Genomic DNA, 26,992 nt, shown 5'->3' on the forward strand with positions numbered 1-26,992 from the left:
GGGGGGGACGTCCGGACCGCGTCCCAAGTGGGTTGTTAGTGGGCGGCCGGTGCCGGGTGCTCCGCGCCGGCCGTCTTGCGCATCATGGCGGAAAGCACGACGGCGGCGACGGCTATGACGGCTGCCGTCAGGAAAGCCGCGTGCATGCCCGCGACGATGCCCGATCCTGCAGCCACCACGGCGTAGATCGACACCAGCAGCGCCGTCCCGGCGGCACCGGCCACCTGCTGCAGCGTGCTCATAATTGCCGATCCGTGCGAGTACAGGTGCGGCGGCAGCGGGTTCAGCCCGGTGGTGAAGGCCGGGGTGAATAGGAGCGCCAGGCCGAGGCTCAGCGCCACGTGCAGGGACACGATCCACCAGACGGCTGTCCCGGCGTCCAGCATGGAGAACTGCCAGAGTGAGAGCACCATCATGACGGAACCGGTGACGGTCAGCGGCAGCGGACCCACCTTGTCGAACCAGCGGCCGATGACCGGACCCAGCAGACCCATCGCCAGGCCGCCCGGGAGGAGCGCCAGGCCGGTTTCGAGGGACTTCAGGCCGCGGATTTCCTGCAGGTAGAGCGGCAGCAGGATGACGGCGCCGAACAGGGCGATCATGGCCACCACCATCAGCAGCACGGACACCGTGAACATGCGGAAGTTGAATGCCCGCAGGTCCAGCAGCGGCATTTCCTTTTTCTGCAGTTTCAGTTGGCGGAACACGAAGGCCAGCATGGCCATTACACCCACGGCCAGCGCCGCGATGGCGGTGGCGCCGGGTCCGCTCTGGCCGCCATGGCCGCCGCCGATCTGACTGAGGCCATAGACAACTCCGCCAAATGCCGGAACGGTCAGCAGCACGGACAGGAAGTCCAGCTTGGTCTTCTCGGACTCGCCGACATTGGTGAGGAAGCGGGCGCCGAGGGCGAAGGCCGCGAGGGCAACCGGCAGGACGAAGACGAACATGAACCGCCAGGTGAAGTGCTCAAGGATCAGCCCGGAGACAGTGGGCCCCATGGCCGGCGCCACCGAGATGGCGATGCTCACGTTGCCCATGACGGCGCCGCGGCGTTCGATCGGGACCAGGGTGAGGATCGTGGTCATCAGGAGCGGAAGCATGATGGCTGTACCGCCGGCCTGGACAATGCGGGCCAGCAGCAGTACTTCGAATCCGGGGGCCAGCGCGGCCAGCAGTGTGCCGCCGGAGAACAGGCCCATGGCCAGCATAAACACGGCGCGGGTGGACAGGGTCTGCAGGATGAACCCCGTGGTGGGGATGACTACGGCCATGGTGAGCATAAAGCCTGTGGACAGCCACTGCACCGTGGGTGCGTCAACCCCGAGGTCCACCATGAGCCTCTGCATCGCGACGTTCATGATGGTTTCGTTGAGGATGACCACGAAGGTGGCAACCAGCAGGGTGACGATGATGGTGACGGACTCACGGGACATCTTCACCGGGCCCGCGGCCTGCGCTGCCGCGGTGGCAGGGGTCACGGGATCGCCGTGGGCGTTGGAAGAGACGTCTGTAGACATGGGGATTCCCTCAGGGAGATGCGAAGTGGTTTCCGGCGAGCGTCATCGCTGCAGATTCCAACAGTGTAGCCCCCGGGGTAATTCCCGTCATTAGAAAAAATCGGATCAGGACCGGGAAATGCGGCGGGTCAGGAGTTCAGCGGCACGTTGTCGATCAGCCGGACCGGCCCCACCTTGGCCGCAATGATTGCCAGGCCTTCGCCACGGAACGGCGTCTCCTTGCAGTTCTCGGCCAGGGGATCCAAGGTGTCCGGGTCCACCACGTCGAAGTAGTCCAGGCCCACCAGTGGCTGGGATTCCACCATGGCCTGGGCGGACTCAAGGTCCAGCGGTTCATGGGCATTGGCCCGCTCTTCGAGGAGCCGCAGGGCCCGGGACAGCACCAGGGCGGCCTCGCGCTCCTCCCCGGAAAGGAACCTGTTCCGGCTGCTCAGGGCCAGGCCGTCCGCGGACCGCACCGTGGGAACCGCAACGATCTCCACCGGGAAATTCAGGTCAGCCACCATCCGGCGCACCAGCGTCAGCTGCTGGGCGTCCTTCTGGCCGAAGTAGGCGCGGTAGGCGGGCAGTCCCGCACCGGCGCCGGTCACGAAGGCGCCGCCGCCCGACAGCCCGGCACCCGGAAACCCGTAATGCAGAAGCTTGGCCACCACGGTCAGCGCTCCGTCGAAGTGGCCGGGGCGGGAGGCGCCTTCCCATTTCTCGGCCAGGCGCCCCGCCGTGACACGTACCAGGGGTTCGCCGCCCGGATAGACCTCCTCCACCGACGGCGCGAACACCAGGTCCACCCCCTCGGCGTCGAGGAGTTCCATGTCCGCCTCGAGGGTCCGCGGGTACCGGTCCAGGTCCACGGCCTCGCCGAACTGCAGCGGATTGACGAAGATACTGGCCACCACAACGTCGTTTTCTTCGACGGCGGTGCGCGCCAGGCTGGCGTGGCCTTCGTGCAGGGCGCCCATGGTAGGAACGAGGCCTTGCGACGAACCCTGTTTTTCCGTCAGCAGCCGTGCGCTTTCGGCCCGCAGCTGCGCCGCGGTGGTCACGAGTTTGATCGTCAAGTCAGTTTCCTCCAGGGGCCTGCGGCCCGTCGTTGTCCGTGCCGTCCAAGGCCGCGCGGATCGCATCCAGCTGATCCGGCTTCAACAGCCCCCGGTTTCCGGCGCGGCGCGCGGTGGCCCGCGCCATGGCCAGGTATGCCTCCAGAATATCGCCGCCGGCACCGGCGTCGTGTTCCCGCAACGCCTCGGCGTGCGCGGCAACCGTGCCAACATCGCCGCGGGCCACCGGCCCGGTCAGAGCGGTCTCGCCGGAGGCAAGCGCGTTCTCCAGCGTGGCCCGGAGGAGCGGCCCCAGCATACGCTCCGGGGCTTCGACGCCCACTTCGCGGAGCAGCTGCGCCGCCTGGGCGACGAGGGTGACCAAATGGTTCGAGCTGTGGGCCAGGGCCGCGTGGTACTGGGTGCGGTCGCCTTCGGCGATGGCCACCGGTTCGGCGCCCATCTCCACCACCAGGGCCTGGGCGATCGGCAGCATGGCGGCATCCGCCGTGACGCCGAACGTGCAGTCCAGCAGGCGCGTGAGGTCCAGGCTCATGCCGGTGAAGGTCATCGCCGGGTGCAGGGCGAGCGGGACCGCGCCTGCGGCCCGCACTGGGTGCAGGATCCCCACGCCGAAGCGGCCCGAGGTGTGGGCCACGAGCTGCCCGGGCTGCCAGGCCCCTAGCTTTGCGAGGCCCTGCACGAGTCCGCCGAGGGCGTCGTCGGGCACGGCCAGCAGCACCAGCTCGGACCGTTCCACGATGTCCTGCACGTCGAGCACCGGAACGCCGGGCAACAGGGTTTCGGCGCGTTCCCGGCTCGCGTCCGAGACCGCAGAAACGCCGACGACGGCGTGCTCGGCAGCGCGGAGCGCCGCACCGAGGACTGCTCCCACCTTGCCGGCACCGATGATTCCGACGCCGAGGCGTCCTGGCTTAGCCATGCTGCGGGCCCTCCTGGTGGTTCTGTGGGTGATCAGGCTCAACAACCGCCGCCGGGGTGACCTGCGCCAGCCATTGCTCGCTGGTCTGCCGTTTGCGGGCTTCCCTGGCGCGGGCGGCCTGCGCGTCGAACAGCGCACGGGCTTCGTCCAGTCCGGCCTGGATGACCCGGGGCGACACCGGGCCGGCTGTTGTGTGCAGGACCAGGTCCGCCACACGGAAGCGGCGAGCCAGCGGACCCTGGTGCAGGGCCATCGACTGCGTGCGCTGATGGGGAACCACCACCAGCTCGCGCCACAGGCGGCCGGAACGGATCAGCAGCGCCGTGTCAGTGGCGGTGAAGCCGTTGCGGCGCCAGCCCAGCGGGGCCAGCAGCCGCACTCGGCGCGGACTGGTGACGAACCCGCTGTCCGGTTCCCCCGCTCCGCCAGCCTCCGGGGCGGCCGGCGGCCCTGCGGGACCTGGCCGTTCGGCCGGAGCAATGCCGGTCAGGCCGGCTGCAAAGACGCGTGCCGGGTCCGGCGTTCCCGGGTCAGGGAGCACTAGCGACAACATCCTCATCACATCGGCCAGGACGCCCACCGGAAGAAGCGTGGTGCGTGAGGCGCCCTCGCCGTTGCTGCCAGGACCGCCGTAACCGGCCACGTTCACCTGCATCCGGTACCAGCCGAAGATCCGCCACAACGGCGGCTGCGTCACCTTCAGGGCCTGGATCCGTCCGGGCGGCAGGGTCTGCGCCTGCGTGTCCAGCAGCCCGTAGCGGAGCCGAATGCCGTCCGGCGAGATGGCGGCGGTGAAGTTGTAGCCCTTGTTGAACGATCCCCAGTAAGCAGCGGCCAGGCCAAGGGCGGCCGGGATCAGGTAGAAGTAGAACCCGCGGTTGTCCGTGATGGTTGACAGCACCACGGACGCCACCGCGCCGACCACCACGAAGAAACTCTGCTCACTCAGCAGCAACGAGCCGATAAGGCGCGACGGCGGCACGGACAGGACGGGAAATTCCGGAGCCTCGGGCAGGGCTTCTTCGGGACGCTCCGGGTCGGGTTCCAGCCCCGCCGCCCGGGCCAGGATGGTGGCCCGCAGCTGGCGGGCGTCGTCGGTCCGGAGGTAGGCGAGGCGCACGGCTGATTCGCCGGCGTCGGCCACCTCGAACTTGAGTTCGGCAAGGCCGAAGATCCTGGCCAGCAGCGGCTGCACGATGTCGATGGCCTGAACGCGGTCAAGCCGCGCCTGGCGCTGCTGCTTGAACAGGAAGCCGGTGTTCACCCGGACGTAGCCCTCGGCAACCTGGTAGCGGGTGAAGTACCACGTCAGGATGAACCCCAGCACGGACAGGACGAGGATCAGCCCGCCGCCGGCGATCAGGAACGGCACCCGCCCGGAATACATCTCATCCATGAGGGGGCGGCCCTGCAGCATGCGTTCGAAGGTGTCGCGGCCGAAGAAGAAGCCGATGGCGGCCAGCGCCACCCAGCCCCGGATGAATGGCGACGCGGGATGTACGCGCAGCCACTCGCCGTCGGGCTTAATGGCAGCCTGCCCGGCGGGTCCATCGCCGGCGGGAGCACTTCCTCCCACGGGCCCGCCGGCTGTTCCGGCTCCGTCAGAGGTCACAGCGCGGTCAGAGGTCACAGCCCGGCCAGCCGTGCCGCGCCCCGGGCGGAAAGCTGCTCGCGGAGCCGCGCCCCCTCGTCAGACGGCAGGCCGGGGATCTCCGCGTTGGTGCCGGCAGAGGCGGTGTGCAGCTTCAGCGTGCACAGGCCGAGGCCGCGTTCCACCGGCCCGACGCCGATGTCCACGTACTGCATCCGGCCATAGGGAACCACCAACGTGCGCTGGAAGAAGATGCCGCTGCGGATCAGGAGGTCGTCGTCGCGCTCGGCGTAGCCGATGGCCCGCACCTGCCGCGGAATGAGCAGCAGCCGCCAGACAGCCAAAAGCAGCATGAACGCGGGGACGGTGATGGCCAGCCAGAGCGGAAGCCAGTCCCACCAGCCCACCAGCCTGAACACCAGCGGCAGCGAGAGCAGCGCCACGGCGATCAGGTTCCCGATCGCCCACTCAACGAGCCGGACCGTCACATACTTGGGCGACACCCGGAGCCAGGAAATTCCGGGCGGATCAATCGCCTCTGTAGGCATATTCGCCTTCCCCCTTGGGTTTGCGGGCGCCCCTGCCGGGCATGCCCGGGGCACCGTCGGCGTCGCCGTCTTCCGGCGGAATCCGGCAGAAGCGTTCCACGACCAGCCCCACAATGATCATGGCCAGTCCCCCGCCGGCCATGGAGAGGGCCAGCCAGGTGATTCCCTGGTCGCTGCGCAGGTTCCAGAGCCGCAGCAGGTCCAGGAAGATCCCTGCATGCCAGCCCAGCAGCACACTTCCGGTGTAGGCGCAGGCCTGGGCGAGGACGAGGGTCCATGCGGCCAGGATGGGGTTCAGCATTTTCTTTTTCTTGGCGTTCCGCCAGCGCAGGACGCGGATCCCCAGGATCAGCGTGAGGGCCACGATCACTCCCATGGTCACCAGGCCGGTCTGGGGCAGCACCGGGGTGGCCAGACCGTAGCGGGTGGTCATGACCGCCGCGAACCACCCGGCAATGGCCAGGATCAGTCCCACAACGATCAGCAGGAAGGGATTGACTGGTTTCACGGGCTACTCCACCGCTCCCGCAGTGGGCAGGCCGTCGAAGTCCCCGAAGCCGTCAAACAGCGCCAGGTCCGGGAAATCGGCGGCCTTGGCCGCCAGCTCGGCCACCCGCACGCCGTTGAGTTCGGCGGCGGGGTCGATGAGCGACCAGGGGTACAGCACGAAGGCCCGCTCCGCCGCGCGCGGATGCGGCAGGGTCAGGGTGGGATCGGAGCTCTCCACATCGGCGTAGGTGATGATGTCCACGTCCAGGGTCCGGGGTCCCCAACGGACCTCGCGCACCCTGTGGTGCTTGTTTTCGACGGCCTGGCAATGGCGCAGCAGTTCCATTGGCGGCAGCGAGGTCTCCACCGTGATCACCATGTTCAGGAAGTCGGGCTGGCCCTCGGGGCCGCCCACGGCCTTGGTCTGGACCACCGGGGACACCGCGGTCAGCCGCACTTCCGGCCGGTCCACGAGATCGGCGACGGCGGTGGACAGGGTGTCGTTCCGCTCCCCCAGGTTACTGCCGAGCGCCAGGACGGCACGGACATACGGGTTGTTCGAATACGGGGGGTTCATGACCGCCGCCGATGGACGCTGACGGAGACGTCGCCGAACTCAACCTCGATGGGCGCCTTGGGTTTGTGCACCGTGATGTCCACAGCGGCCAGCGGGAACTCCTGCAGGAGGTCGTCGGCGATGCGCACGGCAAGTGCCTCGATCAGGTTCAGGGGCTCGCCGGTGATCCAGTGCTTGATGCGTTCGGCCACCTCGCCATAATGCGCGGTGTCCAGTACGTCATCCGACGCGGCGGCCTTGGTGAAATCCAGGTGCAGCACGGCATCAACGATGAACGGCTGGCCGTTGCGGCGCTCGAAATCGAACACCCCGTGATGGCCGACGGCGGTAACACCGCTCAGCGTGATTGTGTCCATCGTGGCTGCCTGCCTAGTTGGTGGGGCTGGTGTCGCCGAGCGGTCCGGGAGACATCCGTGCGGCAACCTTGACGGCGTCAAGGCTGGGTCCGACGTCGTGCACCCGGACGGCCCATGCGCCGCGGGCGGCGCTGATGGACGTGATGGCGGCAGTCGCGTGGTCCCGTTCCTCCGGGGCCGCAGCTTTGCCTGCAACGGACAGGAGCGTGCCGAGGAAGCGCTTCCGGGACGCCCCCACCAGGATCCTGTGGCCAAGGGCCTCCAGCGGTCCCATGTTCCGCAGGAGTTCCCAGTTCTGCCCGTCGTTCTTGGAGAAGCCCAGGCCCGGGTCCACAATGATCTGCTCCGGTGCCACCCCGGCCGCATACAGCTTGTCCCGCACGCCCACCAGTTCGGCGGCGACTTCCTCCGCCACGTTGCCGTAGTCAGTGAGCGAGTTCATGGTCTTGGCGTCGCCGCGGCGGTGGGTCAGGACGTACGGCGCACCGGTGCGCGCCACCAGCTCGGCCATCTCGGGCTCAACCGTCAGCCCGGAGACGTCGTTGATGATGGTTGCGCCGGCCTTGAGGGCAGCTGCCGCGGTTGCAGCGTGGGTGGTGTCGATGCTGACCAGGGCGCCGGCTTTGACCATCGCCTCTACCACCGGCAGCACGCGCCGCTGTTCCTCTTGGGGGCTGACTTCCTCCGCGCCGGGGCGCGTGGATTCACCCCCGACGTCGATGATGTCGGCGCCGGCGTAGAACATCCGGAGGCCGGCCGCGATGGCGGTGTCCGGCGTCGGGTGCTTGCCGCCGTCGCTGAAGGAATCGGGGGTGACGTTCAGGATGCCCATCACCAGCGTGCGGTCCGTGGGGAGATCTTCAAACTTGGCTGCCGGCCGCGGTTTACGCAGGACTGGCAAGGGGTTTGTTGCGGGTCCGGTTCCAGGTGCTGCAGCGAGGGAGTCCATAGTCTGTTTTATTACCTTCCGAGTATGAGGCTCATGGCTTCGGCGCGGGTGGCCGGGTCATGCAGTTGACCGCGCACGGCACTGGTGACGGTCTTGGCGCCGGGCTTGCGGATACCGCGCATGGACATGCACAGGTGTTCGCATTCGATGACCACGATCGCACCGCGCGGCTTGAGGTGCGTTACGAGTGCTTCGACGATCTGGGTGGTGAGACGCTCCTGCACCTGCGGCCGCTTGGCGAACATGTCCACCAGCCTGGCCAGTTTGCTCAGCCCGGTGACCTTGCCGTCATGGGACGGGATGTAGCCAACGTGCGCCACTCCGTGGAACGGCACCAGGTGATGCTCGCAGGTGGAGTAGAACGGAATGTCCTTGACCAGGACCAGTTCCTCGTGGTCCAGGTCAAAGGTGGTGGACAGGATTTCCGCGGGGTCGTGGTGCAGGCCCGCGAAGACCTCCGCGTAGGCCTTGGCCACCCTTTTGGGGGTGTCCAGGAGCCCTCCGCGGTCCGGGTCCTCACCGATGGCCAGCAGGATTTCCCGCACGGCCGCCTCGATCCGCCGGCGGTCAACCTTGTTGTCCGAACGCCGCGAGGAGCTGCGGGAAGAACTGCCAGTTGAGGGATCGGCGGTGGCGGAAACGTCGTCGTCGTCGAAATGATTCACAGCAGAAGCTTATCCGTGATGCGGTCCGTCGGCGCCGACGTCCGTAACACCGCCCTCAAAGCTCTCCTGGCTTGCGACCCCCTGCGGGTGCGGCGGCTGCGCGTCCAGCGGTTCCTCCAGCCGGGCTTCCTTGGCCTCTTCCTGGGCTTCACGTTCGGCCTTTTCGAGGCGGGATTCCACGGGACCTGCGGTCTGCACCGGACGGGTTTCCTTGGAGAGCCACACTTCACGGAAATCGCGTTTGCGGATGTCCCGGAAGACGTGCGCAATCTCGGCCTGGTTCAGGGTTTCACGCTCAAGGAGCTCGAGGGCCAGCGAATCCAGGATGTCGCGGTTTTCGGTGAGGATCGCGTACGCCTCGTCATGGGCCTGGTCGATCAGTCGGCGCACTTCCTCGTCCACAATGTAGGCGATCTGGTCCGAGTAGTTGCGCTCGTGGCCGGCGTCGCGGCCCAGGAACGGCTCGCCGCCGCCCTGGCCGAGGCGGACGGCACCGACGCGTTCGCTCATGCCGAATTCCGTGACCATCTTCCGGGCGGTCGAGGTGGCCTTCTCGATGTCGTTGGAGGCACCGGTGGACGGATCGTGGAAGACGATCTCCTCGGCCACCCGGCCGCCCATGGCGTACGCCATCTGGTCCAGCAGCTCGTTGCGGGTGATGGAGTACTTATCGTTCTCCGGAACCACCATGGTGTAGCCCAGGGCACGGCCGCGGGGCAGGATGGTGATCTTGGTGACCGGGGCGGAATTCCGCAGGGCGGCAGCCACCAGGGCGTGTCCGCCTTCGTGGTAAGCCGTGATCTTGCGCTCGTGTTCCTTCATGACCCGGCTGCGCTTCTGCGGGCCGGCCATCACGCGGTCGATGGCTTCATCGAGGGCGCGGTCGTCAATCAGGTTGGCGTTGGACCGGGCCGTCAGCAGCGCGGCTTCGTTGAGGACGTTCGCCAGGTCCGCGCCGGTGTAGCCGGGAGTCTTCTTGGCAACGGCCTTGAGGTCTACGCCGGGAGCCATCGGCTTGCCCTTGGCGTGGACCTGCAGGATCTGGTCGCGGCCCACGAGGTCCGGGGCTTCAACGGTGATCTGGCGGTCGAAGCGGCCCGGACGCAGGAGGGCCGGGTCCAGGACGTCGGGACGGTTGGTGGCGGCGATCAGGATGACGTTGGTCTTGACGTCGAAGCCGTCCATCTCAACCAGCAGCTGGTTGAGGGTCTGCTCGCGTTCGTCGTTGCCGCCGCCGATGCCGGCACCGCGGTGACGGCCGACGGCGTCGATCTCGTCCACGAAGATGATGGCCGGTGAGCTGGCCTTGGCCTGCTCGAAGAGGTCACGGACACGGGACGCACCCACGCCGACGAACATTTCGACGAAGTCGGAACCCGAAATGGAGAAGAAAGGCACACCCGCTTCACCGGCGACGGCGCGGGCCAGCAGGGTCTTGCCGGTACCGGGAGGGCCGTAGAGCAGCACGCCCTTGGGGATCTTGGCGCCCACGGCCTGGAACTTGGCCGGTTCCTGGAGGAATTCCTTGATTTCCTGGAGTTCTTCCACGGCCTCGTCCGCACCGGCGACATCGTTGAACGTCACCTGGGGCATGTCCTTGTTGACCAGCTTGGCCTTGGACTTGCCGAACTGCATGATCTTGGATCCGCCGCCCTGCATGCGGGAGAGCAGGAACCAGAAGAGGACGCCCAGTAGGAGCACGGGGACCAGCAGGGAAAACAGCCCGGAGAACCAGTTGTTTTCGATCGGCTGGTCGGTGAAGCCGCTGGAGGGGTTGGCGTCCGTGACTGCCTTGACCACGTCCGCGGCGCGGGCATTGACGAAGAAGAACTGGACGTTCTTGCCCTTGTCCTGCCCGTCGATGACCAGGTTGTCCTTGAGGACCAGGTCAACGCGGTTCTCCGCGTCGAAGATCTTGGCCTGTTCCACCTTGCCGCTGTCCGCGAGGAGCGCGAGGCCCGGTTTCGTGTCAATCCGGGTGGACCCGCCGGGAGCGAGTGTGGCAAAGGCCAGCAGGAGCATTCCGACCACAACTACGATCCAGATGCCCGGGCCCTTGAAGAAACTCTTAGCTTTCATCTGATCGGGGGCTGGCCCCGTCCCTCCTGGTAGTGCTGCACGGCGACTGGTCTGCGCGCGTGTGGTGCTGCGTCAGCTTCTAGCTATACACCGTTCGGAGTGATTCACGCACGATGCAGGACAAAAGTTCCCTCTAGGCGTAGCGGGGCGGGGCCGCGGCCCGTTGCGGGGTCCAGCCGGGCCGGGAGGGAGCCCGGGTAATGCGCCTATTCGTAGACGTGGGGCGCCAGCGTGCCCACGAAGTCCAGGTTGCGGTACTTCTCGGCGTAGTCCAGGCCGTAGCCGACGACGAATTCGTTCGGGATGTCGTAGCCGACGTACTTGACGTCGATCTGGACCTTGGCGGCCGTGGGCTTGCGGAAGGCGGTGCAGATTTCCACCGAGGCGGTGCCGCGGGATTCCAGGTTGGTCTTGAGCCAGGACAGGGTCAGGCCGGAATCGATGATGTCCTCGACGATCAGCACGTCCTTGCCCATGAGGTCCGTGTCGAGGTCCTTGAGGATGCGCACAACGCCGGAGGACTGGGTCCCGGAACCGTAGGAGGACACTGCCATCCAGTCCATGGAAACGTGGCTGTGAAGTGCCCGTGCCAGGTCTGCCATGACCATGACTGCGCCCTTCAAAACGCCGACGATGAGGAGCTCCCGGCCCTCGTAGTCCTTGTCAATCTGTGCAGCGAGCTCGGTAATCCGCTGCTGGATCTGATCCTTGGTGTAGAGAACGTGCTTGAGGTCTGCCTGGACGTCGTTTGAATCCACCAATGGCTCCTGTGTAGATGCGGGTGCGACTATATTTGGGGCGGCTGTTGAGGCCGGAATACTAGCTTCCCACAGCGGGCGGCTCCGCGGGGACCGCCGGTGGCAGCATCCCGCGCAGGGTCCGGCTGATTCTGCCCTTCGCCGGCGAGGATCTGCGCCAGCGAAAGCCGGTAGGCGTTCACTCCGCCGGGAAGTTCAACGGGGCCGGCGGAACCCTGCCGGCGCAGGAGCGCCTCCGCGGCGAGCAGCCGCTGATAGCTGGGTTGCTGGCCTCCGACGGCGGCGGCCGCCTTGGCGATGACCCGGAACCGGATGGCGGGGGCCAGTTCGCCCAGCGCTGTTTCGGGCAGGCTGATTTCAGTGCCTGACTGCTCCGCCAGCTGCTCATACGTGCTGTTCGCCACGTCGTCGAGGTAGTCGGCGTCCAACTGCAGGATGGCTGCCGTCCTGGCGAGGGATTCAGCGACCCCGGGACCGAGCTTTTCCTCCAGCATGGGCAGGACCTCCACCCGTGTGCGGGAGCGGGCGAAGGACGGGTCGGAGTTGCTGGGGTCGTGCCACGGATCCAGCCCCTCGACGTCGCAGATCCCGAGGGTGTCGGCACGGCGAAGGCCCAGGAACGGCCGCAGCAGGAGCCCGCGGACCGGCCGCATTCCTGCCAGCGAGCGTGTCCCGGAGCCGCGGGCGAGGCCGAGCAACACTTGTTCCGCCTGGTCGTCCAGGGTGTGGCCGAGGAGGATCACGCCGACCCCGGCGTGGGCGGCAGCCTCCTCCAGGGCAGCGTGCCGGGCATCCCGTGCCGCGGCTTCGGGGCCAATCCCGGTGGACGCGACGTCTACCCGCCGCACTTCCACCGGGGAGAGCCCCAGGTCCCGGAGGACGGCGGCGGTTTGGGCGGCCACGCCGGCGGAGCCGGGCTGCAGCTGGTGGTCGACGACGACGGCCCCCACCGATACGGGGTGGCCGTCCACGTGGCCGCGGCGGCCGAAGTAGGACGCGATGGCCGCGAGGGCAAGGGAATCCGGGCCGCCGCTGCAGGCGACCAAAACGCGTTCGGGATAGCCGGCGTCGGCCAGGGCGTTCTGCAGCATTTTGCGCGCCTTGCCAACGACGGGCGACAGCCGGCCGGGCCGCCGTCGTCCGGTTGCAGGCTGGGACAACTAGAGCCCCATCCGCTCGAGCCAGAGCTTGGCGTCATGGATTTCCGGTTCCGTGGGGAGGTTCCCGGCGGATTCCCAGACCCGGTTGAAGCCTTCCATGCCGGCCACGTCCACCACGGCCCGGACAAACTTGGCGCCGTCCGTGTACTGGCGCATCTTGGCGTCGAGGCCCAGCAGGCTGCGGATGAATTTCTCCACGACGCCACGGTCCTTGCCGCGGGCGTTGAAGCGCTGCCGGATGGTCTTGACGGACGGAACTATGCTGGCGTCCACCGCGTCCATGACCACGTTGGCGTGGCCTTCGAGCAGGCTCATCACGGCCGTCAGGTGCGAAAGCGAGGCCTTTTCCTCCGGGTCCTGGAGCAGGTCCAGTATGGCGCCGCGCCCCGGAGCTGTTCCGGTGGCCGTGCGGTCCTTGAGCGACCGTGCGGCGGCCGATGCCCGCTCGAGGAGGGAGTCGACGTTGCCAAGCAGGTGTTCGCTGAGGTTGTCGATTTCGTTCAGCATGTGGTGGCGCAGCCAGGGTGCGGCGGCGAACTGCACCCGGTGGGTCTGTTCGTGCAGGCAGACCCACAGCCGGAAGTCCTCGGGGGCAACGTTGAGTTCGCGCTCCACGTGGACGATGTTCGGTGCCACCAGCAGGAGGCGTCCGGCAGCGGGGGCGGTGGAGTCTTCGGCGAGCGCCGAGAAGGGATCGTACTGGCCCAGGACCTTGCTGGACAGGAAGGCGAGCACGGCGCCCAGCTGGCTTCCGGTGATGGCTCCGCTCACTGCCAGCGCGCCGGGACTCATGGCCCCGCGCCGGCTTTCCAGCATCTTTTCCATGGCTGGTTTCAGCATGACCGCGAAGCTTTGGGTGTTGGCCCTGGCCCAGGAGGCGCGGTCCACCACCAGCACCGAGGAATCGCGGAGGTCGCGCGCCGCCTCAAGCCCGGTGATGTCGTGGACGTGCGGCACGGAAATGTCCGCCATGAGGCGCAGGTTCTCCACGGCCGCCCCGATTTCGGAGGACCCCAGCGAGGGGCCCGCCGGAGCCAGGCGGGCGGCTGTTGACGCTGCGAGCTCCCAGTTGATCAGTGCCTGGGCCTGTGCTGATGAATCGCCAGTTGACTCCATAGCGTCCATCAGATCACAGCACCCTGCGGTTGCGCCTTAAGTTCGCTGTCCGGCGAACCAGCGGCAGCCCGGACGCAACGCACAGGCGCGGCACAGGACCGGAACAGAAGAACGCAAATGTTCCGGGCCAGAGTTGGTACCGAAGTCCAGGTGCAGCTGAGTTCCGCTGCCGATGCCGGCTTGGATGATTCCGGCTCGGGTGATGCCGCGAGCGCCGGCGACGCAGCGGCTGGCAGCTAGCGGCAGCCGCAGGAAGCCAGGACCGTCGCCGTGCGGTCCAGCGCCGCCTTGTTCCCCGCGGCGCCCGGCGCCAGGCCGTTCCCTATAAAGGAAAACACCAGGAGGCGGCCGTCGGCGTCCACAACATAGCCGCTCAGTGCAATCACGGAGTTCAGCGTCCCGGTCTTGGCCCGCACCAGTCCCGCGCCCCCCTCTGTGGACGCGTCGGTGTACCTGCTGCCGAGCGTGCCGGTGAGTCCTGCCACCGGAAAGCCGCCGATTGCGGCCCGCAGGCCGGGCTCGGAGCCGGAGGTAATGTCCCGGACAATTTCGGACAGCTGCCCTGCCGAGACCTGGTTGCCCAGGGACAGGCCCGAGACGTCCGCCACGCGGAGGCCGTCCGTGGGGATTCCCAGGTCCTTGACCTGCTGGTACACGGTGGCGGTGGCGCCGTCGTTACTGCCGGGCTGTCCCGCGGCGACGGCTGCCATCCGGCCCAGGACTTCGGCCAGATAGTTGTCTGAGGTCTGCAGCATCAGGTCCACCTGCTGGCGCAATGTGGCGGACTGGACTTCGGCCAGCACCTGGCCCGCGCTGGTTGAACCAGAACGGCCGCCTGCTGCTGCGCCGCCGTCAGCAGCATCCCCGTCAGCAGCACCGCCGTCGGCAGCTTCCGCGGCATCCGGTTCTGCGCCGGCATCCGGTACCGCGGCATCCGGCGCCTTGCCGCGCACGACGCCGGGAGTAACGGTCAGTCCGGCGGCGGCGCCGGCCGCTGTGAGCTGCGCGGAGAACGCCTCGGCGGCGGTCATCGCGGCGTCCTGCGGGCGCGGCCCGGTGGTGACAGCGGGATCGTACCGGGCCGAATTGAGGGCCAGCGGGAACAGCGGGGCCGTCTCGCCGGCAGCCACGTCTTCCGGGCTCCAGGTCGGGTTGAGGGCCGGACCGGTGAACAGGGAGTCGTCCAGCCGCACCTGCACCGGGCCCTTGATGCCTTTTTCCTGCAGGGACTTGACCGTGAGCCGGGCAAGGGTTGCGAGCCCGGCGTGGCCCATCACATCGTCCTGGGAGGACTCCCCCGCGCCGAGCAGCACGTCGCCGCCGCCGGTCAGGACCACCGATCCGGTTTCGGCGCCGGCCACCACCCTGGTACTGAAGCGATGGTCGGGACCTAGGACGCGGACAGCGGCGGCGGCGGTCAGGAGCTTCATGTTGGAGGCAGGCACCCTGCTTTCGGCCCGGCCACGGTCAAAGAGCACCTGGCCGGTGGCGGCGTCCTGCACCACGCCGGTGAACGTTCCGCCGCCGTCGGTTTTCAGGGTGGCGTTGAGCTGGGCGGCGAGGGTGTCCGGCCAGGGGACTGGCGCCGAGTCTTTGAGGGGCGAGATGCCCTGGGGAAGGGAGAGGTCGCGCGGGACCTGCTGCCAGGCGGGAGCAGCGGACTCCGTGGTTTCCGGTTCCGTGCCCCGGCCGGTGAAGGCGGGCACGACGAGCATGGCTGCCGGGACGGCGAGCGCGACGATCAGGATGGTCAGAAGTGCCAGGGGCAGGTGCCGCCTGATGGTGGCGAACCAGGGATGGCTGGCCGCGCGGCTCATCATGCGTTTCATGCTGCTGTTGGTCCTTTAGTCCTGAAATGTCCCCACTAGTTCATGAAACCTGGGCCTATCGCTATATCCTCAATAGTAGTCGGCGGCACCGACACTCCTTCAGTCGATGGTCCTGTGTGCCGCGAACACCCTGAAGTCGAGGAGCATTCCATGAAGCATGACGTGACAATCGAGATCCCCAAGGGGTCACGCGTCAAGTACGAAGTCGACCACGAGACCGGCCGCGTCCGCCTGGACCGCGTCCTGTTCACCTCCATGCAGTACCCCACCCACTACGGTTTCTTCGAGAACACCCTCGGCGAAGACGGCGACCCGCTGGACGCACTGGTGCTCCTGCAGGACTTCGATCTGCACCCGGGCGTCATCGTTGAAGCGCGCCCCATCGGCGTATTCAACATGACGGACGACGGCGGCGGGGACGCCAAGGTCCTCTGCGTGCCCACCGACGTCCGCTTCGACCACATCAAAGAGGTCAGCGACGTCAGCGAATTCCTGATCAAGGAAATCGAGCACTTCTTCACGCGCTACAAGGACCTGGAGCCGGGCAAGTGGGTCAAGGCCGAAGGCTGGGGCGACCGCGCCGCTGCCGAAGCCGAGCTGGAGGCCTCCATCAAGCGCTACGTTCCGACAGCGCACTAGTCCCCACCGTCTCCCTCACCTCGCTTCGCCCGTTCAGGGAACCCTGACGGCGTGGGCCCAGCAGTTCGACGGCGGGTGCCTGGTTCGTGTGAACCCGGCACCCGCCGTAGTTTCAGGGGGGTGTCAGGAATTTGTGAAATTGTTGGGCTTGTGACTTCCAAGCCTTCCTTTAATCCTCCGTGCGGTCCCGTCACCGGCTGGCGCGACGGCGAGGTGCTGCGCGCCACCGGAATCCCCTACGCCACGGCCGGCCGCTTCCAGCCGCCGACAAGTGCACCCGACCGGACCGCGGCTTTTGAAGCTTCGTCGCCCGCCCCGGCCTGCCCGCAGGGTCCGGTGCCGTTCCTGGACGACATCCTGGGCACCCGTTACGGCGAGCTCCCCGGCAGTGAGGACTGCCAGCGCCTCTCGATCACTATTCCGGCCGACCTCGCCGACGGTGAGCAAGTGCCCGTTATGGTCTGGCTCCACGGCGGGTCCTACACTTCCGGTTCCGGGGACCTGGCGATCTTCGACCCCACGGCCTTGGTGGCCGAGAACCGGGTCATCGTCGTCTCCGTAACGTACCGGTTGGGACTGTTCGGGTATTTGGCAACCGGAACAGGCCGGCCCGCGAATTTGGGCCTGCTGGACCAGCTTGAGGCGTTCCGGTGGGTACAGCGCAACATCGGCGCCTTCGGCGGCGATCCGGAACGCGTCACCGCCTTCGGCCAGTCAGCAGGGGGCGACGCCGTCGCCCACCTCATGGCGACACCGGAGGCGCCGTCGCTGTTCCAGCGCGCCATCATCCAAAGCGCGCCCCTGGGAATCGCCAGGGGCCGGGCGAAAATGAACGCCGCCATGGGCGTCGCAGCTGAAGCCGTCACCGAGGACACCCCGGCCATGGATGTCGTCGCCATCGAGGACCATGTCTCCCAAGTGGCCCGAAAGTACGGGCTGATGGCCGCCATGCCGTTCGGCACCCAGTACGGGCACGCCCCGCTGCCGCCGGAACACGGTATCGAGGCAGCGTGGAACACCACCGCGCCGCACATCGAGGTGCTGATCGGCCACACCTCGGACGAGGCGCGCCTGTTCTTGCCGAGCAGTCCCCTGGCCAGCCGGCTGGCGAAGATCCCGGTCCTGGGCAACGCGGTGGTTAACGGCATCAGCCGCGCCGTGACCGAAGCGTTCTATGGCCGGCCGGCCCGGAGGTTCGCCCGCCGGCATGCCCGGGCCGGCGGCAAAGCGTACAGCTACGTGTTGTCCTGGGCGGCCCCGGGGAACTTCTACGGCGCCGCCCACACCGTTGATCTGCCCCTGCTGTTCGGAAACCAGCGGACCTGGGAGGGTGCCGGGTTGCTCGACGGCGCAACCTGGGACGAAATCAATGCCCAGGGCCGGGCCCTCCGCGCCACCTGGGCGCGGTTCGCCTACGGGAAAGGCCTCGAAAGCCGGGGAGAGCTTCCCGGTGCGCTCCGGTTCCGCGCCGTCTGAGCCGGTGTTCCAATGGCCGGCGTCCAATAGATTGTTTTCATGCAACTGAGCCAGCGGACCTCTGCCCCGGCACACCCATGAGGACGCTGGGTGTGGACCTTGCCGCCGCCACGAGGAAAACGGCGGCGGCGGTGATTGACTGGACCGGCGGCGGTGCGCAGCTGGTTCACCTCTCCCTGGATGTCACCGACGAGGAGATCGTGGACCTGTTCGGCAGCACAGGCATGACCGGCATCGACTGCCCGGTGGGCTGGCCGGACGCCTTCCTTCCCTTCCTTGCCGGGCACCTGAAATTCGACGCGCATCCGGTGCTGGACCATGACGGGATCGAAGGCCGCCGGCTCCTGGCCTACCGGGACACCGACCGGTTCGTTACCGGCAGGACCAGGCTGATCCCGCTCAGCGTCTCCGCGGACCGGCTGGCACACCCCGCGATGCGCTGCGCCGTGATCCAAGCCAAGATCGCCCGGGATCACGGGCGGCAGCCCAGGGACGGCTCGGGCCGGCTGGCGGAGGTCTACCCCGCAGCCTCCCTGAAGCTCTGGGGGATCCACGCCCGCGGGTACAAAGGGCGGGGCGCCCCGGAGTCGGAACGGCTGCGCCTTATCCTGGACAACCTGGAGACTGCGGCGCCCTGGCTGGACCTTGCCGGGCACCGGGATGACCTGGCAGCCTCGGACGACATGTTCGACGCCGTCATCGCCTCCCTCACAGCCCGGGCCGTCAGCCTCGGCCAAACGCTGCGGCCCGCCGCGGATCAGGGCGCTGCGGCCCTCAGCGAAGGGTGGATCCATGTCCCGTCCGGCCTGCTCGCCGACCTTACGGGGTAGCCGGATTAGCCGCCAAGCGTCCAGTCGCGGATCTCCTCCATGTCTTCGCCGTGGCTGCGCGTGTGGTTGTGCGCCCGGATACGGCTGTCCTGCAGCGCCTGCCGCAGCAGGGAGTGCCGCTCCGCCAGTCCGGGAACCCGGTCGATGGCGTCAATGGCCAGCTGGAATCGGTCGATCCCGTTAAGCATGGCCATGTCGAACGGCGTGGTGGTGGTCCCCTCTTCCTTGTAGCCGCGGACGTGCAGGCCCTCCTGGTTGGTGCGCCGGTAGGCCAGACGGTGAATCAGCGATGGGTACCCGTGGTAGGCGAAAATGATCGGCTTGTCCGCCGTGAAAATGCCGTCGAAGTCCTGTGACGTCAGCCCGTGGGGGTGCTCGCTGGCATCCTGGAGCCGCATCAGGTCCACCACGTTGACCACGCGGATCTTCAGCCCTGGCGCGCCTTCCTTGAGCAGTTCGGCGGCTGCGACCGTCTCCACGGTGGGAACGTCGCCGGCGCAGGCCAGCACCACATCCGGTTCCTCACCGGGCACCTCGGATCCCGCGAATTCCCAGATCCCCAGCCCGCGCTGGCAGTGGTGGGCGGCATCGGCCGGCCCCAGCCATGTGGGTGAGGGCTGCTTGCCGCTGACCACGATGTTGACGTAATCCCGGGACTCCAGGCAGTGCTCCATCACGGACAGCAGCGTGTTGGCATCCGGCGGCAGGTACACGCGGATGACCTCCGCCTTCTTGTTCACCGCGTGGTCGATGAAGCCCGGATCCTGGTGCGAGAAGCCGTTGTGGTCCTGCTGCCAGACATGCGAGGACAGCACGTAGTTCAGCGACGCCACGGGCTGGCGCCAGGCGAGCCCGCGGTGGACCTTGAGCCACTTGGCGTGCTGGTTGAACATGGAGTCGACAATGTGGATGAAGGCCTCGTAGCAGCTGAATACGCCGTGCCGGCCGGTCAGCAGGTAGCCTTCCAGCCAGCCCTGGCACAGGTGCTCGCTGAGCACTTCCATCACGCGACCTGCCCGCGCGAGGTGCTCGTCGGCGTCGTCGATCCGGTATTGCCACACTTTGTCGGTGACGTCATAGACGTCCTGCAGGCGGTTGGAGGCAGTCTCGTCGGGGCCGAAAAGCCGGAAAGTCTCGGGATTTTGGGAAATAACGTCACGCATCCAGGCGCCGAGGGTGATCATGGCGCTGACCCGGTCCGCACCCGGCCTGGGCACCTCGACGGCGTGCTTTCGGTAGTCCGGCAGTTTCAGGTCGCGCAGCAGGGTGCCGCCGTTGGCATGGGGCGTGGCGCTCATCCTCAGCTCCCCTGCCGGAGCGTTTTCGGCGACGTCGGGCCGGAGGCGGCCGTGGTCGTCGAAGAGTTCCCCGGGCCGGTAGGATTCCAGCCATTGTTCCAGCTGGGCCAAGTGCTCCGGATTGGTGCGGACCTCCGACAGCGGCACCTGATGGCTCCGCCACGTCCCCTCGACCTGCTTGCCGTCCACCCGCTTGGGGCCGGTCCAGCCCTTGGGCGAACGCAGCACAATCATGGGCCACTGGGCCGCACCGGCGTCATCGGCCGACGGCGTGCCGGCGCCGCGGCGCTCCGCCTGGATGGCGCGGATCTCCGCAAGGCAGGCCTCCAGGACCGCGGCGAAGTCACGGTGCGCAGCCGCCGTGTCATCAGGGTTGGCCACGGTGACGAAATGGGGCTTGTGGCCGTACCCGCGGAGCAACTGTTCCAGCTGGGCCTCCGGCATCCGTGCCAGGACAGTGGGGTTGGCGATCTTGTAGCCGTTCAGGTGCAGGATGGGCAGCACCGCACCGTCGGCCACCGGGTCCAGGAAGTTGTGGGAATGCCAGCTTGCCGCCAGCGGCCCTGTTTCCGCCTCGCCGTCACCGATCACGACGGCGGTGATCAGCTTCGGATTGTCGAAGACGGATCCGTAGGCGTGGGCTAGCGAGTACCCGAGTTCGCCGCCCTCGCTGATGGATCCGGGAGTCTCGGGGGCTGCGTGGCTGGGGATACCGCCCGGATAGGAGAACTGGCGGAAGAGTTCTGCCAGCCCGGGCTCGTCGTCGCCCACGTTGCTGTAGATCTCCGAGTAGGTGCCCTCGAGCCAGGCGTTCGCCACCACTGCGGGGCCGCCGTGGCCGGGACCCGCGATGAACAGCATCTGCTGCCGGTCCCTGCGGATGACCCGGTTGAGGTGGGCGTAGACGAAGTTCAGTCCGGGCGTGGTGCCCCAATGGCCCAGGAGCCGGGACTTGGTGTCCTCAGCGCGGAGGGGTGCGCGCAGCAACGGGTTGGAGCGCAGGTAGATCTGACCCACTGAGAGGTAGTTGGCCGCCCGCCACCAGCGGTCCACGAGTTCCAGTTCGGCTTTGTCAGCCGCTCTCTCGCCGGCGCCGCCGTTTCCCGCCGCGCTGACTCTTTTCGTCCTGGGGGCGTTCGCCATGGCCCGTCCTCCGCTTCCGTCAGTGCCGCCGTCGGCAGCGTCCTCCCCCATCGCAACATCTTCGCGGCAGGTTCACAACCACCCAACCGGTCGCGTGGATGACCTCCCGGATGTCTTTGACTTGCACGACGGCGGCGAGTGCGGTTTGATTCAAGGCGCCCCGCGCCGCTGCACTTTCGGTCTCCGCAGCGCACCGATGGGGCGGCATGGGCTGTTCTGCCCATCGCGGGGCCAACCGCCGCGGGGTAAGTTCATGCTGTTTTTGATTCGGCGCTGGAAAAAGGGGAACACTGTGGCAGGACTCTACGGTGCGGACATCGCACAACTGCGTTCGCTGGCCAAAGACTTCCAGCGGGCCTCTCAGGTACTGCAGCTTCAGGGCAAGACCCTGAGCAACCTCATCGGCTCGTCCACGGCATGGACGGGAAACGATGCCAACTCTTTCAAGGAGGAGTGGAACTCCTCCCACCGCAAAACGCTGCTGGCCGCCTCCCAGCTCCTGGAGAAGGGTTCCAAGGAACTGCGCGCCAACGCAGACGATCAGGAACGCGCCAGCACCAGCGGTGCCGGCGGCACGGGTAGCGGCGGCGGCCCTGGCGGGGCCGGCAACGGCGACGACGGAAACTGGCTCCAGGACGCGTTCGACTGGGGCGCCGCCGGAGTAGGCATGTTCTTCAAAATCAAGGACGCAGCCGGAATGCTCAATGACTGGCGGGGACTCTTGTCCAGCAAGAAGATTCTTGACTCCACGGGGACGCTCCTGAAGCCCGCCTTCAAGCTGTCCGACGACTTCCTCGGCGCCACCAAAATGGTTTCCAAATGGGGACGGTTCGCCGGTCCCGCCCTCGCCCCGTTCGCAATCGGCGGCGGCATTTATGACATGTTCAACCCGGAACACGACGGCTGGCGCGGAACTGGCGACCGCATCGGCGGCGGCCTCAGTGTGATAGCGGGAGGCGGGTCCCTCCTCATGGCAGCCGGGCTCCTGACCAACCCGGTGGGCATTGGTATCGTGGTGGGCGCAGGTCTAGTGGCCGGGGGCTGGGCATTGGGCAACATGATTGCCGACAGTGAGTGGGGCCAGGCCGCCGGGAAGTGGATCGGGAACACGGCCAGCGATGCCTGGAACGGCGCCAAGGACCTCGCCGGCGACGCCTGGAATGGCGCCAAGGACCTCGCCGGCGACACCTGGAACGGCGCCAAGGAAGTCTTTAGCAATCCCGTTAAGAGCCTAGGAGGGCTTTTCTCATGACCGAAAGCATCATCTCAAGACTGACTCAGCATGATGTGGAGTGCGCCAAGACCGTACTCAGCCGCGGTCAGGAGGAAGAGTTCACCCTCCCGGTGCTGACCGACGAGGAAATTGTGGCCCTCGACGGCATTGACCAGCACCAGGCCGTGGAGCTGCCCTGGCTGTCCCGGCATCCGGACCAGAAGGAGCTTCTGTGCAACGTGGCGCTGCGGAGCCTCCTGTCGAAGGGGTTCGCCATCCCCCTCGTCGCCGAAGGGGACAACGTGCCGTCCAAGCTGGGCGCAACCGAAGAGATCACCGGGATCATGGCGCTCCGCCGGCTCGGCGAACGTGTTGTCACTGCGGAACTGACAAAGGAGTCAGACAAGGTGTGGCTGTACGGCTACGTGCATGACGACAAAGTGCTGGAAGAACTCGTGGACTCCAGCGGGTCGCACACTTTCACTGTGGTGGACCGTTCCGAGTTCCCCGCGAGGATCATGGAACTGGCGAATGCGGCCAAGGTTGAGTCCGCCGATGAGGCCACGCGGAAGGTTACGGGCCCGGAGTTTGAAAAGCTCGCGCCACAGGTTCTGGGCAGCACACTTGGAGTGACCATGATCAGGGCAATCAGTCTGGCCGTCAGCACGTTCAGCGCCCTGACCATCTACACGTCCGCAACGGAACTCCACGGGCTGACGGCGCACGATGAAGACGGCGAGGCGCAGTTGGAACTGACCAAGATCTCCAACCGGACCGCCGTGGACAAGGTCCGCGCCCTCGTGGATTTGGGCGTATAACGTGGATGCCAAGCTGATGGAAAGCGTCCGCAAAAGAACCACGAATCTCGGCAACGGCCAGCCCGTGGTCAAAGCCAGCGCCTGGCAGCAGCTCGCGGCCTGGTGCGTGGATTTCGGCATTGTCGCCGTAGTGGCAGCCATAGCGTATGTCTCGGTTGCCGGATCCGACACGGGCACCACAGGCAAAGCCGTAGTTGCTGCCATCGCCGCCTGGCTGGTCACGCCCTGGCTGTACGGTTTCTGTTTCCCCCGCGGCCGCTCCCTGGGCGGGCTGGCGGCGGGCACGCGCATTGTGCGGTCCTCCTCAGGCGGAAAGCCGGGGTTCTGGCGGTCCGGTTGGGTCACATTCTCGCGCACTGTGCTGTTTCCGATAGTCGCCCTGTTCCTGCTTCTCGCCGCGGCAGGGGGATCCAGCCCCACGATGAACGGACCCAAGGCCCGCCATCTCACCGTTGACCAGCGGTACCCCGCGGTACCTGCCCCCATCCGCTGAGTCCGTGGCCACACCTGAGAACGGGTCCGGCGGCCCCGGATTGATCGACCCTGCCAACGGGCGCCCCGTCCGCCGTCACACAGCCTCGGGTGCCTGGTACGTACGAATGGCCGGCTGGCCGCACTTCTGGGGCCGGTGCCTCGATGCCCTCGTCGTAATCCTGGTTGCCTGCGCGCTTATGGCCGTACTGAACGCCCTGGTCCGGAACCTGGCGTTGGGCCCGCTCTCGCTGGCCCTGTTTTCCAACGACGGGTTGTTCGCCGCCGCACTGACCGCAATCTGGTTCCTGGTCCTCTTTGCCTACGGCATGATCATGGGCACCGCAGGCAGCCTGGGCGACGTGGCCGCCGGGATGCGTTCCGTCAGAATCGCGGACGGCACCACGTCGGGAGCCTGGCTCGGCGGCTGGCGCGCCGTCTGCTGGTCCTTCGCACCCGTCTACCTCCTGGTCGCCTTCGCCGCCGCTCTTGGCGGAGGCAGCGGGGACACGTTCGACGAAAAGTTCACCGCCGTAGACCTCCGGTCCGGCGTCGCCCAAGGAGCTGAACCCGTGGGCCCTGCCACCGGGTAGTCTGTCATCCAGAATGTTCACGCTGACCATCAACCAAACGGACAGCCGGCGCGACGGTGACCGGGTACCGCAGTTGCTCAAGGACCTGCGGCACATACCCGCGCGCCTCGATTTCGACCGGTCCGTGGAGGACGAAGTCCAGGGCATCGTGGACAGTCCGCACCAGGCCGTGGACGCCGCCCTGGTGGCCCTGCGCTCAGGGAGCTGGTTTGTCGGGATCGGTGTGGGGCCGATAAACGAGCCGCTGCCCAACCAGATTAAGGACGCCACCGGACACGGCCTGATCTACGCGCGCCGGGCTGTGGACCGCCTGCGCAACGGCAAGGAACGCATCCCCGTTGCGGTTGACGGCCCGATTGCCGACCTCGCCGCGGAATCAGAGTCTGTGCTGAAGCTGCTCGGCCACATTGTGCACGGGCGAAGCGCGGCCGAGTGGCGTGTCCTGGATCTGCTGACACCCGGCGTCCGCGGGCAGCAAAAAGCAGTCGCCCAGGAGCTCGGCATCACCACCCAGGCCGTCAGCAAGGCCGTGGCCAGGGCGCAATGGAACGAGGAACACGCGGCCCGTCCGGCTGCGGCCCGGCTGCTCCGGCTGATCCTCGAAGTCCGTTAGGCGGTTGGCCGCCCCATGTGGATGCGGACCCCAAGCAGCCCCGCCTTAGAGCAGGCTGCGGAGAACGTGCGCGGCGCCGTCGTCGTGAACGGACAAGGTGACTTCATTCGCGGCGGCCACCACTTCGTCAGGAGCCTGGCCCATGGCAACGCCCCGGCGGGCCCAGGTGAGCATCTCGATGTCGTTGCGGCCGTCACCGATGGCCACCGTGAGGTGCGACCCGATGCTCAGGTGGCCGCGGAGGTGTTCCAGGGCGCTGGCCTTGGTGACCCCTTCGGCGGCGATGTCCAGCCATGCAGTCCAGCCCACTGAATACGTGACGCCGGCGAGGCCGATGTGCTTGATGGCCTCGTTGAACTCCTCGGACGTATTTTCGGAGCTGAACACCACCACGCGCACGGCCGTGGCCTCCAGCATGGTCTGGAAGTCCACGCCGATTGCTTCCACGCCGAAGCTGGCGTCCTGGAAACGTTCGGTGGACAGGAAATTGCCGTCCTCGTCCTCCAGCGCGTACTTGGCCAGTGGAAGCCGCTTGCGGAGGGCACGGAGCGCGGGCCCGGGATCGAACGTTGCCTTCCGGATGACCTCGTAGCCGTCGGGGTGCGCAGGATCGAGCCGGAGCGTCACGCCGCCGTTGCAGCAGACTGCGTAGCCGGTTTCGATTCCGATCTGCTCAATGATGGGCAGGGTTGCGTTGAGGGATCGGCCGGTGGCGATCATGACCTCGTGGCCCGCTGCGACCACAGCCTGGGCGGCCTCACGGACGGGGGCCGACATGTGGCCGTCATGGTTGACCAGGGTGCCGTCGACATCCAGTGCAACCATGAGCTTCTGAGTGGAGTTGTTCTTACCGTTGTTTCGCTGGTCATCGTTGCCAGCGACTGAGGTTTCAGTCAATGTTGTCATTCACCTAGTACAGCAGACACCCCCGACAGCCGCTAGGACGCACGCCACAGCCCGTTGTGAACTTCCGGTAAACACCCACAGGGTTGTCCACACTGTGAGTGTTTACCGCCGCGTCACGTTGCCGCCCCGGCTGCCGGCCGGTGGCAGGTGGCAGCTGGCAGGTGGCAGGTGGCAGGTGGCAGGTGGCAGCTAAGAATCCCCGCCACGTGGTCAACTCCCCGCCGCGTTCCCGGGGGAAGGGTCCGATTAGTGGGGAGTTGTTGGGACTTATCCACATCCGGTGGAATCCGTGTGGCTGCGCCGGGATGACCACCCCAGCATGGAAACCATGGAAGCCGCCCACCCCGCCCTCATACTGGCCAGGCGCAGGCGCGCCCTCACCGGAAGTAGCCGTGGCCTGAGCCGCGCGTACAACAGGGGCGACTTGGTCCGGATCAGATTTGGCGTCTACTACAGCAAGCCCGAATGGCTCGCGCTCAAAGCCTGGGAGCGGTATTCCGCCACGGTAGCGGCGGTGGCGTGCAGTGATCCGTCGGAGATCTTCTGCTACCTGACCGCTCTTCGGATCTGGCGGTTGCCCCTCCCGCGGGTACCGGAGCACGTTCACGTCATCACGCAGTCACCACACAAGGCCGGCAGGCTCCCGTCGACCACCCGGGCAGCAAGAGACCCCAAGACCGGCCTCACCGGGCTGGAACAAGCGCGAGGCTACGGAGTCTCCCGGCATCACTGGGCGGCTGACATCGTGGAATGCCAGGGCGTCAACGTCACGTCGCTCGTGCAGACGGTTATTGACTGCCTTGTCCGGTTGGAGCTACCGGAAGCGGTAGCCATTGTCGATGCAGTCATGGGTAGCCGGCGCGCCAAGGGCGAGGGCCTCACCCGGATCGAGCTGCAGGAGGCATCATCCCTTCTAGCATCGGCTGCCAAGCACCGCCGGGTCCTGGAGGTACTCGCGCTGGCGGACGAGAAATCAGAATCCGTGGGGGAGTCCAGAAGCAGGGCACTCATCCATGTTTTGGGGCTCCCCGCACCCGTCCTGCAGCGCACCTTCTGCGATAGCGAGGGCTTCATTGCGCGGACGGATTTCTTCTGGCCCGAGCATGGCGTCATCGGGGAGTTTGACGGCGACGCAAAGTATCTCGACGACGCGCTTCTCGGCGCAATGAGCACCCGCGAAGCCGTTCTGGCCGAGAAGAAACGTGAGGACAGGCTCCGGGCACTCGGCTACAAGGTGGTCCGCTGGGACTGGAAAGCCGCAACCAACCCGGAGCTGCTGAGGCGTAAGCTCGCGGCTGCGGGGATCACGGCGCAGAAATCCCCGCCGCGTGGCCCAATCCTCCCGGAGTTACCCGGGGAATCGACCACGTGACGG

General features: G+C 67.0%; 26 protein-coding genes. 9 read left to right on the forward strand and 17 right to left on the reverse strand.

The window, feature by feature from the left end:
* Positions 1-35: 35 nt before the first annotated feature.
* The 15 genes from AB0N24_RS12235 to dacB all read right to left on the reverse strand — a co-directional run bounded on the left by AB0N24_RS12235 (position 36) and on the right by dacB (position 15,617).
* Positions 36-1,520 (reverse strand): DHA2 family efflux MFS transporter permease subunit, encoded by a 1,485-nt coding sequence (locus tag AB0N24_RS12235; protein WP_364124243.1) that lies wholly within the window; start codon positions 1,518-1,520, stop codon positions 36-38.
* Positions 1,521-1,648: 128 nt separating this feature from the next.
* A complete protein-coding gene (locus AB0N24_RS12240) occupies positions 1,649-2,578 on the reverse strand; it encodes a pantoate--beta-alanine ligase (protein ID WP_104175613.1) in 930 nt (309 codons plus the stop codon).
* A 1-nt stretch (position 2,579) separates the two neighbouring features.
* Positions 2,580-3,500: a DUF2520 domain-containing protein gene (locus AB0N24_RS12245; RefSeq protein WP_364124246.1), complete on the reverse strand. Its 921-nt coding sequence runs from the start codon at positions 3,498-3,500 to the stop codon at positions 2,580-2,582.
* Positions 3,493-5,076 (reverse strand): PH domain-containing protein, encoded by a 1,584-nt coding sequence (locus tag AB0N24_RS12250; RefSeq protein WP_364124654.1) that lies wholly within the window; start codon positions 5,074-5,076, stop codon positions 3,493-3,495. Before AB0N24_RS12250 ends, AB0N24_RS12245 begins: the two co-directional genes overlap by 8 nt.
* A 50-nt stretch (positions 5,077-5,126) precedes the next feature.
* The gene (locus tag AB0N24_RS12255) at positions 5,127-5,639 is read right to left on the reverse strand and encodes a PH domain-containing protein (protein WP_364124249.1); all 513 of its coding nucleotides are present in this window, start codon (positions 5,637-5,639) and stop codon (positions 5,127-5,129) included.
* Positions 5,620-6,147, reverse strand: a complete 528-nt coding sequence (locus tag AB0N24_RS12260; RefSeq protein WP_364124252.1) for a DUF3180 domain-containing protein — start codon at positions 6,145-6,147, stop codon at positions 5,620-5,622. The genes AB0N24_RS12255 and AB0N24_RS12260 overlap by 20 nt, the downstream gene beginning before the upstream one ends.
* A 3-nt stretch (positions 6,148-6,150) precedes the next feature.
* Entirely contained in the window at positions 6,151-6,705 is a 555-nt protein-coding gene (folK, locus tag AB0N24_RS12265; protein WP_364124255.1) for a 2-amino-4-hydroxy-6-hydroxymethyldihydropteridine diphosphokinase, read from the reverse strand.
* Positions 6,702-7,061 (reverse strand): dihydroneopterin aldolase, encoded by a 360-nt coding sequence (gene folB / locus AB0N24_RS12270; protein ID WP_104175608.1) that lies wholly within the window; start codon positions 7,059-7,061, stop codon positions 6,702-6,704. Before folB ends, folK begins: the two co-directional genes overlap by 4 nt.
* A 13-nt stretch (positions 7,062-7,074) precedes the next feature.
* Positions 7,075-8,010, reverse strand: a complete 936-nt coding sequence (gene folP, locus AB0N24_RS12275; RefSeq protein ID WP_364124258.1) for a dihydropteroate synthase — start codon at positions 8,008-8,010, stop codon at positions 7,075-7,077.
* 11 nt (positions 8,011-8,021) lie between these two features.
* On the reverse strand, positions 8,022-8,675 hold the full coding sequence (gene folE, locus AB0N24_RS12280) for a GTP cyclohydrolase I FolE (RefSeq protein ID WP_214951803.1): 654 nt from the start codon (positions 8,673-8,675) through the stop codon (positions 8,022-8,024).
* 9 nt (positions 8,676-8,684) lie between these two features.
* Positions 8,685-10,754 carry an ATP-dependent zinc metalloprotease FtsH gene (gene ftsH, locus AB0N24_RS12285; RefSeq protein ID WP_364124261.1) on the reverse strand — a complete coding sequence of 690 codons (2,070 nt, stop codon included), beginning with the start codon at positions 10,752-10,754 and terminating at the stop codon, positions 8,685-8,687.
* A 206-nt stretch (positions 10,755-10,960) separates the two neighbouring features.
* Positions 10,961-11,512, reverse strand: coding sequence for a hypoxanthine phosphoribosyltransferase (hpt, locus tag AB0N24_RS12290; protein ID WP_011690021.1), 552 nt, complete (start codon positions 11,510-11,512; stop codon positions 10,961-10,963).
* A gap of 29 nt (positions 11,513-11,541) precedes the next feature.
* A complete protein-coding gene (gene tilS / locus AB0N24_RS12295) occupies positions 11,542-12,603 on the reverse strand; it encodes a tRNA lysidine(34) synthetase TilS (RefSeq protein WP_364124265.1) in 1,062 nt (353 codons plus the stop codon).
* A 69-nt stretch (positions 12,604-12,672) separates the two neighbouring features.
* Positions 12,673-13,788, reverse strand: coding sequence for a zinc-dependent metalloprotease (locus tag AB0N24_RS12300; RefSeq protein ID WP_364124268.1), 1,116 nt, complete (start codon positions 13,786-13,788; stop codon positions 12,673-12,675).
* A gap of 236 nt (positions 13,789-14,024) precedes the next feature.
* Positions 14,025-15,617, reverse strand: a complete 1,593-nt coding sequence (dacB, locus tag AB0N24_RS12305; protein ID WP_364124271.1) for a D-alanyl-D-alanine carboxypeptidase/D-alanyl-D-alanine-endopeptidase — start codon at positions 15,615-15,617, stop codon at positions 14,025-14,027.
* A gap of 150 nt (positions 15,618-15,767) precedes the next feature.
* Here dacB and AB0N24_RS12310 point away from each other — a divergent pair, with 150 nt between their 5' ends.
* The 3 genes from AB0N24_RS12310 to AB0N24_RS12320 all read left to right on the forward strand — a co-directional run bounded on the left by AB0N24_RS12310 (position 15,768) and on the right by AB0N24_RS12320 (position 18,562).
* Positions 15,768-16,256: an inorganic diphosphatase gene (locus AB0N24_RS12310; RefSeq protein ID WP_364124274.1), complete on the forward strand. Its 489-nt coding sequence runs from the start codon at positions 15,768-15,770 to the stop codon at positions 16,254-16,256.
* 150 nt (positions 16,257-16,406) lie between these two features.
* Complete coding sequence (locus tag AB0N24_RS12315; protein ID WP_364124276.1) at positions 16,407-17,732, forward strand: carboxylesterase family protein; 1,326 nt, start codon at positions 16,407-16,409, stop codon at positions 17,730-17,732.
* A 77-nt stretch (positions 17,733-17,809) separates the two neighbouring features.
* Positions 17,810-18,562, forward strand: a complete 753-nt coding sequence (locus AB0N24_RS12320; protein ID WP_364124279.1) for a DUF429 domain-containing protein — start codon at positions 17,810-17,812, stop codon at positions 18,560-18,562.
* Between the two features lie 5 nt (positions 18,563-18,567).
* Here the strand turns inward: AB0N24_RS12320 and AB0N24_RS12325 are convergent, their stop codons facing one another.
* Complete coding sequence (locus tag AB0N24_RS12325) at positions 18,568-21,054, reverse strand: phosphoketolase family protein (RefSeq protein WP_364124282.1); 2,487 nt, start codon at positions 21,052-21,054, stop codon at positions 18,568-18,570.
* A gap of 241 nt (positions 21,055-21,295) precedes the next feature.
* On the opposite strand from AB0N24_RS12325, the gene AB0N24_RS12330 reads away from it, so the two are divergent.
* Genes AB0N24_RS12330 through AB0N24_RS12350 form a run of 5 tightly spaced genes read left to right on the forward strand, consistent with a single transcriptional unit; the run spans position 21,296 to position 24,711 of the window.
* On the forward strand, positions 21,296-22,255 hold the full coding sequence (locus AB0N24_RS12330) for a hypothetical protein (RefSeq protein ID WP_364124285.1): 960 nt from the start codon (positions 21,296-21,298) through the stop codon (positions 22,253-22,255).
* Positions 22,252-23,034, forward strand: coding sequence for a hypothetical protein (locus AB0N24_RS12335; protein ID WP_364124288.1), 783 nt, complete (start codon positions 22,252-22,254; stop codon positions 23,032-23,034). The genes AB0N24_RS12330 and AB0N24_RS12335 overlap by 4 nt, the downstream gene beginning before the upstream one ends.
* 1 nt (position 23,035) lies before the next feature.
* Entirely contained in the window at positions 23,036-23,527 is a 492-nt protein-coding gene (locus AB0N24_RS12340; RefSeq protein WP_364124291.1) for an RDD family protein, read from the forward strand.
* Positions 23,528-23,531: 4 nt separating this feature from the next.
* Complete coding sequence (locus AB0N24_RS12345; RefSeq protein WP_364124294.1) at positions 23,532-24,098, forward strand: hypothetical protein; 567 nt, start codon at positions 23,532-23,534, stop codon at positions 24,096-24,098.
* Between the two features lie 13 nt (positions 24,099-24,111).
* Entirely contained in the window at positions 24,112-24,711 is a 600-nt protein-coding gene (locus AB0N24_RS12350; RefSeq protein WP_364124297.1) for a helix-turn-helix domain-containing protein, read from the forward strand.
* Between the two features lie 45 nt (positions 24,712-24,756).
* Here the strand turns inward: AB0N24_RS12350 and AB0N24_RS12355 are convergent, their stop codons facing one another.
* Positions 24,757-25,617, reverse strand: a complete 861-nt coding sequence (locus tag AB0N24_RS12355; protein ID WP_364124299.1) for an HAD family hydrolase — start codon at positions 25,615-25,617, stop codon at positions 24,757-24,759.
* Between the two features lie 280 nt (positions 25,618-25,897).
* Between AB0N24_RS12355 and AB0N24_RS12360 the strand changes: the two genes are divergently transcribed.
* Positions 25,898-26,989 (forward strand): hypothetical protein, encoded by a 1,092-nt coding sequence (locus AB0N24_RS12360; protein ID WP_364124302.1) that lies wholly within the window; start codon positions 25,898-25,900, stop codon positions 26,987-26,989.
* Positions 26,990-26,992 lie beyond the last annotated feature (3 nt).

Origin of the sequence: Arthrobacter sp. NPDC093128, from assembly GCF_040683875.1 — a bacterium.
Lineage (GTDB): Bacteria > Actinomycetota > Actinomycetes > Actinomycetales > Micrococcaceae > Arthrobacter.